The following is a 14,215-nucleotide window of genomic DNA, read 5'->3' as shown; positions in this document are numbered from 1 at the left end:
CTGTGAGGAAAATAAACAATTAATTCGATTAAAAATTATTGGTTTGAATAACTCCAAAACAGATAACTTAAAAGAGTTTCAAAGCTCAAAACATTGAATAAAAGCAATATTTGTGAGCTATTGTGATATTTTTCTTGATTTTTTGACAAGGCTCTATTATTCCCGTATCATTCCATCTCAATCATTAAAACTAAAACTCATTAAATAGCATTTCATGAAGAAAGTATCTAAATTAATCGGTTTAAGTTTTCTAGGAATTATTCTCTTTCAAGCAGATTTAAACCTAGCGCAAGCACCGTCGCCACCTTTCGCCTATCCAAGTCGAGGACAGAACGTGGAAGAGCAACAGCAAGATCATTTTGCTTGCTATACGTGGGCGAAACAACAAACAGGAATCGATCCTGCAGCCTTTTCGGCTCAATTCGCGGCTCAATCTGCACAATCTCCCCCTAGCCAAGGTGGAGCCGTTCGAGGAGCAGCAGGAGGGGCGGCTCTAGGTGCCGTTGGGGGTGCTATTGGCGGTAATGCGGGTGAAGGAGCAGCGATCGGAGCAGGAGTAGGAGCCTTAGCAGGATTGTTCCGCAGACATCGAGCCGAAGAACAAGCACAGCAGGCCTCTGCCCAAGCGGCTACTCAAGAACAACACGCTGTTCAACTCTATTATCAGGCTTGGACAACTTGTATGCAGGGACGGGGTTATACCGTCAATTAATTATCTGTATTTTGAGAACAAACCATGCTGAATCGAAAACATTTTATATCCTTTTTATTAACAGCCATACTAACTACAACTTTATGGGTCGGTTTTGGCTTGTGGAAAAATCAATCTTTTCTAACCATCTCAGAAACAGTGAACGCGGCTCCTGAGATGGCTAACCTGACCGAAGCGGAAGCCGTAGAAATAGCCACAGAAGCCTACATCTATGGCTACTCACTCATTACAACGGAAGTCACCCGCGTACAAATGACCAATGTTCCCAAGCTCGAAGAATTGCGTGCACCGATGGGACAATTTGTCAACGTCAAGCGCTACCCGCCTGGCGACTATCGCGGTGTGTCGGCCCCTAATGCAGACACGCTGTACTCTCTGGCTTGGCTCGACGTGGGGACTGAGCCGATGGTGTTCTCATATCCAGATATGGGCGATCCGCAAAGCGGATCTCGCCAGAGGCGAGCGCGCTATTTCCTGTTTCCGATGTATAGCCTATGGATGCCAGTGATCGAATCACCAGGCAGCCGTACTACTGGACAGAATGCGGGTACTTTCCTCGTTACTGGCCCAAACTGGAAAGGCGAAGTCCCCAAAGGCATGAAGCAAATCAAGTCACCGACACGTTATCTCGTCATCCTCGGTCGTACCTATGCGGACGGCACCGAACAAGACTACAATATCGTCAACGCGCTGCAAGCACAGTATAAGTTAACGCCCTTGAGTGCATATGGTAAGCCTTATACCTTTGTGCCGCCAAAAGTCGATCCAAATCCTGGCTTCAGCATGACAGACAAACCGCAAGATGTGATCAACGCAATGGACATCTCTACCTACTTCAACATGATGGCGAAACTGATGGGCAGTGCCGCACCGCCAGCACCAGAAGATGCGCCCATCGTAGCCAAGATGGCCAAGATCGGTCTTGTTCCAGGGAAACCTTTTGACATCACCAAACTCTCTCCAGCCGCGCAAGCCGCCCTCAAAAATGTTCCTCAGAGCAGCTTTAAGAAAATCATCGCCCTGCAAAAGACGGGAGGTAAGGTCGAAAACGGTTGGCTGATTCCAGCAGCAGCCGGAAGCTACGGTACCAACTATCTTGGGCGTGCGCTCATTGCTGCCGTTGGCTGGCCTGCTAATCTGCCAGAAGATGCCGTCTATCCTACGGCGATGGTAGATAGCAACGGCAAGACACTCAATGGTGCTAACCAATACACAATGACTTTTCCCAAGGGTCAAACCCCTCCAGTGCAAGGATTTTGGTCAATTACCATGTATTTTGACGACGGCGGCTGGTGGTTCTATCCAAACAAGCTCAACAAATTTACCGTCAGCATGAGAGACAACCCTAAGTTTAATCCCGATGGCTCCTTGACGCTATACTTCCAGAACGAGTCCCCAGGGAAAGAGAAGGAGGCGAATTGGTTGCCATCACCCCAAGGTGACTTTATTCTGACGATGCGTATGTACTGGCCAAACGAAAAGCCACCCTCAATCCTTCCTCCTGGTTCTGGCACTTGGAAGCCTCCGGCGGTACAACAGGTTAAATAAATAGTATTGAGGATTTGAATGACCGATTAAGGCGGCCTCTCCTGTAGGGTTGCCCCTCAGGTTCTAATATACATAAAACTCAACAAAACCGTTTATAAGAGCAAAAACTGAGTCAATTCTGCTTTTAATTGCAAATCTTTGCTAAAAATAGGGAATTTAACCCACAAAAATGAAACAGCTAATTTTTCTTTTTTAACCAGAAACTTTTCCCAATCATTATTTTAGGAGATTTTTTATGTTCTATCGTGTCACTATTTTTGGTCTCTTAGCTTCAATACTGAGTCTTAATTTACCCGTACAAGCTGAAACCTGTACCCCCATCCCAGTCGTGGGTAGTCAAGACAATACAGTCACTAAGAAAGTTTCTCCACCTACTATTCCGGCTGGTCCTTTAGGAATGGTGGGAGTTGATGTCACTCGCAATAACTGGAATACAGATTGGGCTATTCCAGGAGATGTCGAATTCCGTCGCTTTGTCGTCACCATTAACTCTAATGATGGAGGCCCTTTTGAGATCAGAATGTATCTCAAATACAGTGACCAAACGACAGGTGAGTTCTTTAACTCCCAGGACGTACAATTTCAAGCAGGTAAGCCTTTAAAACTTGAAGCTACACCGCGTCCTGAAGATGAACCCTATCAGGTCAATCTATTTGTTAATGGAATCGAATCCATCGGCAAAACTTACACCGCTTCAGTCGTTGGCTGTCGCTAAAATATTTATACACTGGTTAATCTTTCGAGGCCAATTTCTGACCCTGATGGGATTTTAGACAGACAGTGAGGGAAGGGGCTTGATTTATGCGGCCTCTTCACAGATAACAAGAGATTGTCAGGAATTCCCCATTATTTCCTATTTCTCTAACTTAATCTAACTGCCTAGAACAAATGCTCTATTGAGAAGAAAAATTCCTCGCCGAGTGTTACCTACGATTGAATCACACCCAATTTTTTTATCACTGTCTTGATTACTTTCGTCTGAAATATTTAGATTACAGTAGCTTTAGACAATTGATATTTTATTTTAGAGATTCTTAACTTTACTTTTATCTTAAGTTTATTTTTTTTTATAACCAAATAAAACTTTACTTTTTAATGTATTTTGGTAAAGAATATGATTTATGTTTCTTAATAATTGGATAGCTTAAATGTCTAAAAACCTTGTTTACTATACTTTTTATCTCCTTTTGTTTTTTATTAAGAAATATTTAACCAAAGGATAGCTACTATATAAGCAACAACGTTTTATAATATTTAATAACATTTAATTATTAAAGTTTGTTACATAAATAACAAAAATATTTATGTAAACATCTAAAATGTATATTGTTTAAAAAGAGAAATTAATAATAAATGTTCTAGGAGGCTCAAACTTATGGTTATCTAATAAATCTATTAAGCATTTAAACAAAAAAAGGTAGTTATTTCGCTCTGTGGGTAAGAAGTCAAAACTAAAGACTCACAACTTTTTTAAAAGAAAAAATCAACAGATTGAAAACATTACCAAAATTTTTATGCAAGATGAAGATATTTTTACAAAATAAAAATCATATTTTATGAGGTACAGTAGTTCGCAATGAACAGCCTAAAAAAATTTTTCCCTTTATTTGTATTATTGCCTCAACTTTTGATGGTGATCGCCCCCTTGAACGCATTGGCTCAACAGCCCCAACAGCCTCAAGGAAATGTTCGCAAAGAGCATCTGGAGTATTGCATAAAGCAACTTACCGTGCAAGTCGGTCAGTTAGAAGCAATCGAGAGCGTCAAGAAACAGACTAATCTCACCCCGATGCAAAAACTTGAAGCAATCAATCAAATTCTTTCACCCCAGCAAAAACAGCAGTTGAGACAGTGCATGCAGCAACCTATGCCACCACAGCAGCAACCTATGCCACCCCAATAAAGGTGATGAGTATTATGAGACTTCTAATGCTTACATTCCCGCTCTGCTCGCTCGCGTTGAGTGGACTCTTAATTTCTCTGGGCGCACGTGCCGAGAACGTTCAGCAAAAACCGCCGAGTGACAGACGGGATACGACCGAATCCCATCTAGCGCTAGAACCGAAAGCGATCGCTCTCCTGAAGGCGATGAGTAGCTGTTTGGCCACTGCCCGCACGATGACTTTTACAGCGATCACCACCTATGAGAGTCCGAGTCGAATTGGCCCTCCCCTTGTCTACACGACTCTCTCTGAAGTGACCTTACAGCGACCGAACAAGCTTCGGGTCATCGTACCTAGTGACGGTTCTGCCTCTGAGTTCTATTACGACGGCAAGACGATGATGGCCTATGCACCTGGCGAAAATCTCGTCGCTGTGGCCGACGCTCCGCCTACAATCGATGCTGTTTTGAAGGCAGTCTACGACTTAGCTGCGATCTACTTTCCCTTTACCGATGTGATCGTAGCCGATCCCTATCAAGATATTGCCGATGGTCTGAAGCAGGCTTTCTACATCGGTCAATCCCATGTAGTTGGTGGAACGACAACGGATATGATTGCGATCGCTAATGACCAGGTTTTCGCCCAGATCTGGATCGGCACAGACGACAAACTGCCTCGCAAGATCCGCGTTGTGTATCGAGATGATCCATCAAGACTGCGTCATCAGGTAGAGTTTTCCAACTGGCATTTAGATGAATCGATTTCAGCAGACACCTTCGCATCGTCTCGCGCCAGCAGTGCGCCGCGCATCCAGTTTACACGTCCCGATCCGAAGCTCCCAGGTAATTCTATGCCTCCAGCGAGGGTCAAACCGACCAAGATTCAATGATTGATAAAGAGGTAATCTATTATGAAAAAGATTTTTATGAGTTTATCAGGTCTTCTGAGTGCTGTACTCTTTTCTAGTCCAGCTACAGCATGGATGCACGCAGGAGGCGGCTCTTGGAACGCTAGCGGTTTTCGAGGCTCTGCATCGGGCGGGGGTGGCTCTTGGAGTGCCAGTGGCGATCGCGGCGGTTCAGTCTCTGGAGGTGATGGTTCTTGGAGCGGCACGGGTTTTCGTGGCAGTACTGCATCGGGCGGTGATGGCTCTTGGAGTGGCACCGGTTATCGAGGTGGGACGGCATCGGGTGGTGATGGCTCTTGGAGCGGCACCGGTTATCGAGGTGGGACGGCATCGGGCGGTGATGGCTCTTGGAGTGGCACCGGTTATCGAGGTGGGACGGCATCGGGTGGTGATGGCTCTTGGACGGCCACGAACTCTTATGGCACAACGGCTTACGGTGGATATGATCACTATTACGGTGGAACCTACGCGACATACCATCCGCCTACCGTAATCAACACCTATTCAACTGGATGTTATAACTGCGGAGGTTGGTACGCGGCGGGGGCTGCTGCTACGGGTGCCGCGATCGGTGTAGCCTCGGCTAACGCTGCTAGTACCAACGCTTACGCCGCTGGTTACACTGCGGGGAGTGCTGCTAACACTGCCTATGGTATGGGAGCGATCTATGCAGTGCTACCTACTGACTGTGTCGCCAGAAACGTCGGCAGCACGACTTACTACGAATGCAATGGAACCTGGTTTAGTCCATCCTTCGGCGCGAATGGCGTTTACTACCGCGTAGTCCCCGCTCCTTGATGCGTCATAGCTGCCCATAGAAAATACTGTATTGCAACACCAAATAAATCGCTTTTTCAAATTTTTCCTAGAGATTAATCATGTCACAAAACGATAAAATCCAACGCCATCGGCTACGAGTCTGGCACACCAGTAATTCCCGACTATACAGTCGCAAGCAGCAAGTTCACTGACAAAATCCACTGGGTACAGATTGATATAGGGTTGGATAATCACGACCACCTCATCGAGCCAGAAGAGCGATTGCGTATTGCTATGGCAAGGCAGTAAGTCCCTGTAAGGTTAACCCTGTGGTTCTAATATACATTTTCTTTCATCGGAGCGAATTTAACACTATGCAAGCTCTCAAACGTGAACTTAAAAAAATTGGCTCTCTCGCCTTGTTTTTTTTCATTGGGTTTGGTTACATCCTCCTATTGATGAAACTCTTTTTAAAAGAATATTCAATTAGTAGCTATGTATTATCAAAAGCTTTTGTTGGCTCATTAATAGCCGCTAAAGCAGTCGTTTTGATGGAGATGTCGCCTTGGATGGAGCGATTTCGAGGCTCTGCACGTTATGTCAGCGTTTTGTATAAGACGTTTGTCTATACCTTAGCCGTATTAATTATTGGACTAATTGAACGGCTTATTGATGGCTATTTGAAAACAAAATCGATTTCTGGTGCGATCGAACTGTTTATCAACAGTGAACACTTTTATCCTTTTCTGGCGACGATTCTCTGTATTGCTGTCGTTTTTCTCATTCACAATATTTTCACAGAAATCGACACCTATCTAGGCAAGGGAAATTTACTCAAATTTTTCTTTAACCGTCCGCAAACCCAGCAAAACCGTTTATAAGAGCAAAAGGTGACTTATGCAACAATTTAATTTTCGCTGTATAAAAATTACTGGAGCAATTACGGCTCTAGCATTAGGCACTGGTTTAATCGGACTCAGTTTAAAGACTCACGCACAAAATCAAGTTGATCGAGATCAAAATGCTGCACTGCAAGTCGTTGCTAAGATGACCGAAGGACAGCGCACTTACTATCAAAAAAATGGTCAGTTTCGCGCTCCGATTAACGATATTAAAAAAGATTTCGGACTCACTTTACCGAATAGCTTTGATTACGCCGTTCGTACCACATCCGAAGCCGCCTACAGTTACGTGATTCCTGCTCAATCTTCCCTGACAGGCAAACTAAAAGCTTATGTTGGGGGAGCTTTTATCACCCCGAATCAGACTCCTAAAATTACCACAATTATTTGTGAAAACACGACACCAGGACAGGTTCGTCCCGCAGATCCCCAATTAGTCAGAGGAAGTGATCCCGCAAACCCGACGAAGCTCGCCTTACAATGCGGTGATTTTTCTACCCAAGTGCCAGCTTCAGAGTTGACAGAATAAACATTTTATGCTATGGGGTCAGGCATCATGGACAAACTTCTAATTAGTAATTTTGCAGCCAGCTTATTCGCGCTCTTAAATCCGTTAGGCGTTCTTCCGATTTTTATCGGTTACAGCGCAGGAGAAAAGCGGAATGTCCAACGATGGCTGGCCTTATTTGTGGCTTTAACTGCTTTGGCTATACTGCTAGTGTTTTTCTTTGCTGGTTCATCTCTGCTCAAGTTTTTCGGCATTTCTCTAGACTCGTTTCGCATCGCAGGAGGTATTCTTTTACTGATAATCGGTATTGGGATCGTCAACGGTGATTCTAGTAAAGCTGCAAAAAATGTCGCAGCAGAAGACCAAAACAGCGATTTTAGAGCAGCACAGTTAGTCTATCGCAAGATTGTGATCCCCTTGGCTATTCCTTTGTTAGTCGGACCTGGTGTTATTGCCAATGTGGTTCTTTATGCAAGTGAAGCGGAGGCGAAAAAAGATGATGCTCTTTTTGCAGGTTTGATCGGTACGATTATCGTCATCTGTTTCTTGGTATTTGTGATTTTTTTGTCGGGTCGCTGGTTGCAAAAAGTAGTAGGGGATGTGGGATTAAACATCATTACCCGAATTCTTGGACTCTTAGTAGCAGCAATAGGGGTTCAATTTATGATTACAGGTTTATCTAACATTATTGTTGGTACACTTGTCCCTGAAATTTTAAAAGTTCGATAACTTGATTTTTATTAAATATTGATTAACAGGAAAATATTTAGAATATGATATTTTTAGAAAAACCATTTCTTTTTCTCCTAATTAGTCTAGCTTTAATTGGAATGCCGCAAAAAACGATCGCCCAAAACCAACCAGCGATCAATCCTCGTTCTGAACGCATTTTACAAGAAGCCACGAATGACTTAAAATCCGCTAAAGCTTTTATCCAAACAGATATTACTATTGCTTCTTCAAAGACGATCAACGAGATTCTTAAGCCATCGATCGCTTCTTCGTGTCCTGATTTTACCCCGATCACTAACACGATCGAGCCGAATGAGTCAAGAAAAGAATCAGAAAACCCAGTTGTACCAAATAGTGCTTGTGCTTCCGATTTAGTAAGTGGATCTGGGAATACTTTTAATAGTCAACTCACTCCAGAGGAGATGGAAACACCCAAACCAGAAGAAACCATACCTACTGAAACTTCTCCAGAAACACCTCCTAACAACGGTGAGGAAACCCAAGCAGTTGAAACTAAAGACTGGCATATTGATATTCAACCCTACGCGACTATCCCTGTTACAACTTATGGTTCGGTAACAGTCGGAAAACGAAGTGTAGATTACCATCTTAGCCTTGGTGAAGTAGTGGACGTGCTGCGAGTGGTAGCAAGTGGTCGTATTGAAGCTTGGAAGGGGAATTTCGGCTTGATATTTGATGGATATTACGTTAGCCTTCACGGAGGTGGAATTAAACAAGTAGAACGCCCTATAGTGAATGCAAGACTCGAATCAAATCTCACCTTTGATCAAGGAATTTATGATTTTGCGCTCAGTTATCACATCGGCGATCGTCCAATTCCCTATCAACCCACTAAACCATCTTCGGCCGCTTTTCCGCGAATCTGGTTTACTCCTATCCTTGGGACTCGTCTCAATGATATTAGTAGCACGATCGAAACTACATTAACTTTTGATCGTCTTGAGCAGACAGTTGAAGGCTCTGGTAGTGATGGAAGAACTTGGTTTGAACCGATGGTAGGTGGTGCGATCGGTATACAAGTTTCTGAACCGATTACCTTGTGGGTAAGGGGAGATGCTTCTGGTTTTGGACTTGCTGGCGAAACCGATCTGAGTTGGAACGCTATTTTTGGGGTAGACTGGTGGGTTAAACCCAATATTTCACTCAATTTAGCCTATCGTTTCTATCAGATCAAGTATGGGAATGGCAGTGGTGATAACGCCTTTAAGTTTGAGCAAAATTTTAATGGACCTTATCTAGCAGTAACCTTTCGTATCTAATCAGATGTTTTTGTGAAAATACAGTCATTTTTGTGTTTAATAATCGTACTTTCATGCCTAAGCTAATGCTAAATATCAAATCTAAAATTATTTCTGTATTGATGGCTACTTTATCCGCTAGTCTCATAGCAATTCCTGTAAAAGCAGCTGAAGAACTTTTTTTATCCTATGACTCTGTTTTATTATCTGTAAAAGTTGCATCTTTAGAAGCTTTTGCTAAAGAAGGGAAAATCAATACAGATTTACAGCTTTATTTGAGTCGTGCGAATGCAGCAGAAAAAGAAGAATTTCGTCAAATACTCCTAAAACGAATTGATATCAATCCCGTTTTATTATCCCGTTTTTTTAATAGCGCAATGGGAGCAGATATTCTCTACCGTCTTGGTAAAGGGATTACCCTTCAAGGCGGAACTAATGGTAAATATGCACTGCGCGGCGCGATCGTTTCAGCAGCCTTTGATCCAGATGGACTAACCTTACTCAATGTCCTAAAAAAACTGCCTGTTAATATAGAATTTCAAGGAGAAATGGTGATTGGTCTTGCCAAAGAAGCTAAAGAAGTTGTTCGCGCTACGGAATTTTTGGTCACAGAAATGCGTTCTTTGGAGCTTCAAGAAACCAATGCCGATCCTAAAGTTAATTATTCTACCCTGCCCGATCTCCGTAAACAAGGTCCATATAAAGTGAGTAAGCAGGTTTGGCATTTAACCGATCAAAGTCGTAATCGCCAGTTTTATGTAGATGTTTACATACCGCAACAGGAGAGTAAAAAGAGAATTCCTGTTATTGTTTTCTCTCACGGTTTATCCTCTCGACCCGAAGATTACACAGTAGGACTTGAACACCTAGCATCCTATGGATATATGGTAGCTGCACCCCAACATATTGGCAGTGATACCATTTATCTACAAGAAATGTTGCAAGGCTATCATCGAAATATTTTTGATCTCGATGAATTTATCAACCGTCCTAAAGACATTAGCTATGTTATTGATGAGCTAGAACGACGCAATCAAAATGAGTTTCAAGGTAGGCTCGATCTCAAAAATATCGGTGCTGCGGGTCATTCCTTTGGGGGATACACGGTGTTAGGTATTTCGGGAGCCCAAATTGATTTTGAAAATCTGCAACGGGATTGCGATCGCTTATATGCAGCTATAGATATTTCGCTTTTACTCGAATGTAGAGCCTTGGAATTACCCAGAATGGCGTATAATTTCCGAGATGAACGAGTTAAGGCGGTCTATGCGTCTAATCCTGTCAATCGCAGCATTTTTGGTCAAAAAGGAATTAGCCAAATTTCTATCCCTACTGTTTTAGGTTCGGGAAGTTACGATCCTGCTGCTCCGCCATTCTTTGAGCAAGCTGCTTCTTTTACTTGGTTAACTACGCCAGATAAATACTGGGCAATGGTTGAAGGACAAGCACACGTCGATTTTACAAACCTCGACCCTGGGATCACGAAAGCCATTAATTCTGTCTCTCATCTTACCTTACCAAGTCAAACTTTAATCGGTGATTATGACAATGCACTCAAACTCGCTTTTTTTGAAACTTATATCCAAAAAAATGAGGCTTATCGTCCCTATCTTCAGTCTTCCTACTCTGAATATCTTAGTCAAGACGAAACGTTTAAATTAGATTTTATTAGCGGGACTTCTTCCAATCAGTTAGAGGAGGCTATCAAAAAGTTTAAATGATAGCATCAAAAAACCTTTTTTCGATTAATCATTTGTTTGACTGATACAAGAGCTTCCGTTTCCTGCAAATTCTAGGTTTTTTTTGGGGAATCCACCTACTTTGGTGAGTGCCGAGACTCCTGATTCTATAGTGGGCTGGCGATTCCCTCATTATTTTTTTACATTTAATAAAAAAAAATTAACAAATCTAATTGGTCGGCAACCTTTCATTGTTAGCTAGGAGAACTATTAGGAGTGACTATAAGACTTAGTTTTTTTAGAAGAGCTTGGCTAAAATACAAAACAAGTTTTGTCATCATGTTGCTAGCTGTCTTGTTGATGGCTTGTCATCAAGTTTCAGTCGAGCAACCATCAAACCAACCTGGACAACTCGAAGGAAAACTCTTGATCTGGCATCCTTTTCAAGGAGATGTGGCCACAATTTTTCTCGATGGTCTTAAGAAATTTCAACAATTAAACCCATCGATCGCTCTGATTAGCGAATATGTTCCCCAAAATGAAATTTCTTCGCGGTTGAGCGCTCAGGCGAAAAACAGCTTAGGCGCGAGTCTCATGATTGACTTCGCTCGTCGGCAGATGCCAGAAATGATTACAGCCGGACACATTCAACCGATTAATGAGGGGACTTTTGACCTGTCTGTTTACTTTGCGCCAACGCTGACCCAAGTTCGCTATCAAGGACAAATCTACGGTGTGCCTTTAGGTTCTCAAATTGACGTGCTTTGCTATAATCAGGCTAAGATTAAGCAAGCTTCGAGTAGCGCTCAGTCCCTAAGCCAGCCCCCGACCCGATTAGAAAGACTAATAGAACGAGCGCAGAAGGGCTATTCAGTTGGTCTGGTTTCGACTTTTGAGGATACGTTTTGGGGAATGGGAATTTTTCACGCTCAATTTTTTGATAGTCAGGGATTTATCGAGCCTCAGCTTGAGGGATGGGCGCAATGGCTCGAATGGCTTAGACAAGCTAATACGCAGCCCAACTTTATTCTCACACGTAGTAGAGACATTCTGCACAAAGCTTTTGCCCAAGGAAAGCTAACTTACTACGTCTGCAATTCTAGCGAAATCGGTGACTTGAAAAACGATCTAAAAGATCACTTGCGGGTTGCACCTCTACCTGCAGAACTTGACCGAAGAGCTACTCCTATCCTTTATACCCAAGTCATGATCCTCAATCGTAGTGCTAGTCCAGATGAAACGCACTTGGCACTCAAATTAGCGAAGTTTATGACTAATCCAGAACAGCAACTCCAAGGGATTGTTCAATCTCAAAGCTTCATTCCTACCAATCAAAACGTAAAAATTGATGAGGATTTATTACCAATAGAAAAGGTTTTATTGGAGCAGGCGAAAACATCTGTCGCTATTCCCCTTGACGAACTGGAGCGAATTATGTCGGTCTTTGAGCAAGGAGATCTTTTGTATCATCAAGTCCTCGAGGGCGATCTTACCTCATCAGAAGCCGCTAGACAACTGAGCGAAATTGTTAATCAACAAATCGAGCAAAAGGAGAAGTGAAGATGCCGATTGAAGAACGCTTGCCGACTTTAATTGAAGCTGTCGTTAAACAATTTCTTTTTTTAGGACGTTCTGAGGTTCAATCTCAGTTGTTGGCGATCGCGCTTTCTCTGTCTCTTAGCTGGTTACTCTCAAAATGTCTCTGGCATTGGCTTATCAGAACCTTTCCTCAAGCAACCGTAATTATTTGGGAAGATGCTAGATTTTCTTCTCGTCAGTATCTCGCCGTACTGCTTCAACATCTCGATTTTTCTGTACTCAGTTTGATTGCACTAAATTTGAGTCTAGAGCTTTTTCGGACTCAAGATTGTAAAAGAGGTCTTCTGAATGTCGCCATAGGACTAATGTGGGTTTATTTAGGATATCGTTTCTGTCTAGCTTCTTTATATGCCGTGTTTCCTCTGGCTTCAGTTCGACGGTATCATTATCGTCTTTTTGCCCCTTTATTTATTTTATATGTTCTCGGAACCATTAGTAATCTTGCCAATAATCTCGAACTCATTGCACAAATATCACCATTTAAGCTGTTTAATAGTCCCTTTACTCTAGGCTCTATTTTTAGTCTGATTGCAGGACTCTATTTCTGGGTAGTAATCGTAATTTTTTTAGAAGATATCTTCCTAAAAATTTTGGAGACTAAAAATAAACTAGAAACCGGAGCAACACAAGCCGCTTTTTTACTAATTCGCTATTTTCTGATTGCTTTGGGAATTATTCTAATTTTAGGCTATGTTGGTGTGAATGGAACGGCGGTCGCTGCGATTACAGGAGGGCTATCGGTCGGAATTGGTTTTGGGTTACAACAGGTTGTTAGCAACTTTGTGAGTGGCATTTTATTATTGTTTGAAGGCGTGTTAAGACCAGGAGATATTATCGATGTTGAAGGGCAAACTAGCGAGGTTACTAAACTAGGCATTCGGGCAACTACTGTAAGAATATTAAAAAATAATTCGGAAAAAATAATTCCCAATCAGACTTTTTTTACCAAGGATGTGACCACTTATACATCTAGCGATCGCTTAGTTCAATGTTCAATCAAAGTTGGCGTTGGCTATGAATATGATGTCCATCAAATAACGACTCTCTTCTTACAAATTGCTAACGAGCATCCAAGAATTCTCAAAAAGCCGGCTCCTTTAGTCTTTTTGCTTGATTTCGGGGATGCCCATTTTAATTTTGAACTCAAGTTTTGGTTAAATGATATTAATCTTCAAACCGAAGTCATTAGCGATCTCAATTATACGATTTTAGAGAATTTTACTAAATCTCTTATTGAAGCCCCTTTTTTTCAAAGAGAAATTCATATTCGTACTGGAGGATAATAGGGTAGAGTAGCATAGCAAATTCATGTGATGAAAGAAAGGCGTTTGACTTTCTTTGCTCCTGACTTGTCATACCAAATCCGTAGTTATTAGCCATTGTATACAAAGAGGTTTTAACCAGCCTTGAAAACTTCTGGATCTGGCCACCAATGATAGTTAGTCAAAGCTTGAATTTGAGGTTGCATTTGTGCAAGAACATGACAGCGTTGAGCGAGAACCACTTCCAAAGCATCAAGAGTTTCAAAGCTCTTGTTGACCAAAGGCTCATCAGCCAAAGCCCAAAGTCTCTCGGCTGGTTGTAATTCGGGAGAGTAAGGAGGTAAAGGCTCAAAAAAGATGCCTAATGGTAACTCAACTTTCTCGCTCATATGCCATCCAGCGCGGTCAAGAACCAAAAGGATAATTTTGTCTTGTCCTGCTCCTACAGCTGCGGCAAAGGATTTT

15 protein-coding genes are annotated in these 14,215 nt (G+C 42.4%); 13 read left to right on the top strand and 2 right to left on the bottom strand.

From position 1 onward, the window contains the following. Nucleotides 1–214: 214 nt before the first annotated feature. From C7H19_RS21465 to C7H19_RS27065, 6 genes are all read left to right on the top strand, one after another. Nucleotides 215–712 (top strand): glycine zipper family protein, encoded by a 498-nt coding sequence (locus tag C7H19_RS21465; RefSeq protein ID WP_106458966.1) that lies wholly within the window; start codon nucleotides 215–217, stop codon nucleotides 710–712. Nucleotides 713–736: 24 nt separating this feature from the next. Beyond that, on the top strand, nucleotides 737–2,260 hold the full coding sequence (locus C7H19_RS21460) for a DUF1254 domain-containing protein (RefSeq protein ID WP_219907711.1): 1,524 nt from the start codon (nucleotides 737–739) through the stop codon (nucleotides 2,258–2,260). 235 nt (nucleotides 2,261–2,495) lie between these two features. After that, nucleotides 2,496–2,975, top strand: coding sequence for a hypothetical protein (locus tag C7H19_RS21455; protein ID WP_106458965.1), 480 nt, complete (start codon nucleotides 2,496–2,498; stop codon nucleotides 2,973–2,975). An 861-nt stretch (nucleotides 2,976–3,836) separates the two neighbouring features. Beyond that, complete coding sequence (locus tag C7H19_RS21450; RefSeq protein WP_106458964.1) at nucleotides 3,837–4,163, top strand: hypothetical protein; 327 nt, start codon at nucleotides 3,837–3,839, stop codon at nucleotides 4,161–4,163. Nucleotides 4,164–4,168: 5 nt separating this feature from the next. Further along, entirely contained in the window at nucleotides 4,169–5,032 is an 864-nt protein-coding gene (locus C7H19_RS21445; RefSeq protein WP_342752315.1) for a DUF2092 domain-containing protein, read from the top strand. Nucleotides 5,033–5,053: 21 nt separating this feature from the next. After that, entirely contained in the window at nucleotides 5,054–5,848 is a 795-nt protein-coding gene (locus C7H19_RS27065; protein WP_106458962.1) for an RNA-binding protein, read from the top strand. A gap of 78 nt (nucleotides 5,849–5,926) precedes the next feature. Here the strand turns inward: C7H19_RS27065 and C7H19_RS26555 are convergent, their stop codons facing one another. Then, entirely contained in the window at nucleotides 5,927–6,064 is a 138-nt protein-coding gene (locus tag C7H19_RS26555) for a hypothetical protein (protein ID WP_219907710.1), read from the bottom strand. A 119-nt stretch (nucleotides 6,065–6,183) separates the two neighbouring features. On the opposite strand from C7H19_RS26555, the gene C7H19_RS21435 reads away from it, so the two are divergent. The 7 genes from C7H19_RS21435 (at nucleotide 6,184) to C7H19_RS21405 (ending at nucleotide 13,771) form a co-directional block, all read left to right on the top strand. Next, nucleotides 6,184–6,690 carry a hypothetical protein gene (locus tag C7H19_RS21435; protein WP_106458961.1) on the top strand — a complete coding sequence of 169 codons (507 nt, stop codon included), beginning with the start codon at nucleotides 6,184–6,186 and terminating at the stop codon, nucleotides 6,688–6,690. A gap of 16 nt (nucleotides 6,691–6,706) precedes the next feature. Next, the gene (locus C7H19_RS21430) at nucleotides 6,707–7,240 is read left to right on the top strand and encodes a type IV pilin-like G/H family protein (protein WP_106458960.1); all 534 of its coding nucleotides are present in this window, start codon (nucleotides 6,707–6,709) and stop codon (nucleotides 7,238–7,240) included. Nucleotides 7,241–7,267: 27 nt separating this feature from the next. Then, nucleotides 7,268–7,948 carry a MarC family protein gene (locus tag C7H19_RS21425; RefSeq protein ID WP_106458959.1) on the top strand — a complete coding sequence of 227 codons (681 nt, stop codon included), beginning with the start codon at nucleotides 7,268–7,270 and terminating at the stop codon, nucleotides 7,946–7,948. Nucleotides 7,949–7,992: 44 nt separating this feature from the next. Continuing rightward, entirely contained in the window at nucleotides 7,993–9,231 is a 1,239-nt protein-coding gene (locus tag C7H19_RS21420; protein WP_106458958.1) for an outer membrane protein, read from the top strand. 53 nt (nucleotides 9,232–9,284) lie between these two features. Next, nucleotides 9,285–10,931: an alpha/beta hydrolase gene (locus tag C7H19_RS21415; RefSeq protein ID WP_425428922.1), complete on the top strand. Its 1,647-nt coding sequence runs from the start codon at nucleotides 9,285–9,287 to the stop codon at nucleotides 10,929–10,931. A gap of 297 nt (nucleotides 10,932–11,228) precedes the next feature. Continuing rightward, entirely contained in the window at nucleotides 11,229–12,449 is a 1,221-nt protein-coding gene (locus C7H19_RS21410; protein WP_106458956.1) for a sugar ABC transporter substrate-binding protein, read from the top strand. 8 nt (nucleotides 12,450–12,457) lie between these two features. Next, entirely contained in the window at nucleotides 12,458–13,771 is a 1,314-nt protein-coding gene (locus C7H19_RS21405) for a mechanosensitive ion channel domain-containing protein (protein WP_181280704.1), read from the top strand. A gap of 113 nt (nucleotides 13,772–13,884) precedes the next feature. On the opposite strand, the gene C7H19_RS21400 is transcribed toward C7H19_RS21405, so the two are convergent. Next, on the bottom strand, nucleotides 13,885–14,215 hold a 331-nt coding region (locus C7H19_RS21400), incomplete at its 5' end, for a transposase (protein ID WP_181280643.1).

It is taken from the genome of Aphanothece hegewaldii CCALA 016, from assembly GCF_003007785.1.
Lineage (GTDB): Bacteria > Cyanobacteriota > Cyanobacteriia > Cyanobacteriales > Microcystaceae > Chroococcus > Chroococcus hegewaldii.
The sequence above is the reverse complement of the archived record's forward strand: the minus strand, read 5'-3'. Positions and strand labels throughout refer to the sequence as shown.

Bases quoted from the DNA above. Each gene is read 5' to 3' on its own strand.
- C7H19_RS21420 (WP_106458958.1), top strand. From the start codon at position 7,993: ATGATATTTTTAGAAAAACCATTTCTTTTTCTCCTAATTAGTCTAGCT.
- C7H19_RS21445 (WP_342752315.1), top strand. From the start codon at position 4,169: ATGAGTATTATGAGACTTCTAATGCTTACATTCCCGCTCTGCTCGCTC.
- C7H19_RS21430 (WP_106458960.1), top strand. From the start codon at position 6,707: ATGCAACAATTTAATTTTCGCTGTATAAAAATTACTGGAGCAATTACG.
- C7H19_RS21450 (WP_106458964.1), top strand. From the start codon at position 3,837: ATGAACAGCCTAAAAAAATTTTTCCCTTTATTTGTATTATTGCCTCAA.
- C7H19_RS21465 (WP_106458966.1), top strand. From the start codon at position 215: ATGAAGAAAGTATCTAAATTAATCGGTTTAAGTTTTCTAGGAATTATT.
- C7H19_RS21415 (WP_425428922.1), top strand. From the start codon at position 9,285: ATGCCTAAGCTAATGCTAAATATCAAATCTAAAATTATTTCTGTATTG.
- C7H19_RS27065 (WP_106458962.1), top strand. From the start codon at position 5,054: ATGAAAAAGATTTTTATGAGTTTATCAGGTCTTCTGAGTGCTGTACTC.
- C7H19_RS21435 (WP_106458961.1), top strand. From the start codon at position 6,184: ATGCAAGCTCTCAAACGTGAACTTAAAAAAATTGGCTCTCTCGCCTTG.
- C7H19_RS21455 (WP_106458965.1), top strand. From the start codon at position 2,496: ATGTTCTATCGTGTCACTATTTTTGGTCTCTTAGCTTCAATACTGAGT.
- C7H19_RS21410 (WP_106458956.1), top strand. From the start codon at position 11,229: ATGTTGCTAGCTGTCTTGTTGATGGCTTGTCATCAAGTTTCAGTCGAG.
- C7H19_RS21425 (WP_106458959.1), top strand. From the start codon at position 7,268: ATGGACAAACTTCTAATTAGTAATTTTGCAGCCAGCTTATTCGCGCTC.
- C7H19_RS21460 (WP_219907711.1), top strand. From the start codon at position 737: ATGCTGAATCGAAAACATTTTATATCCTTTTTATTAACAGCCATACTA.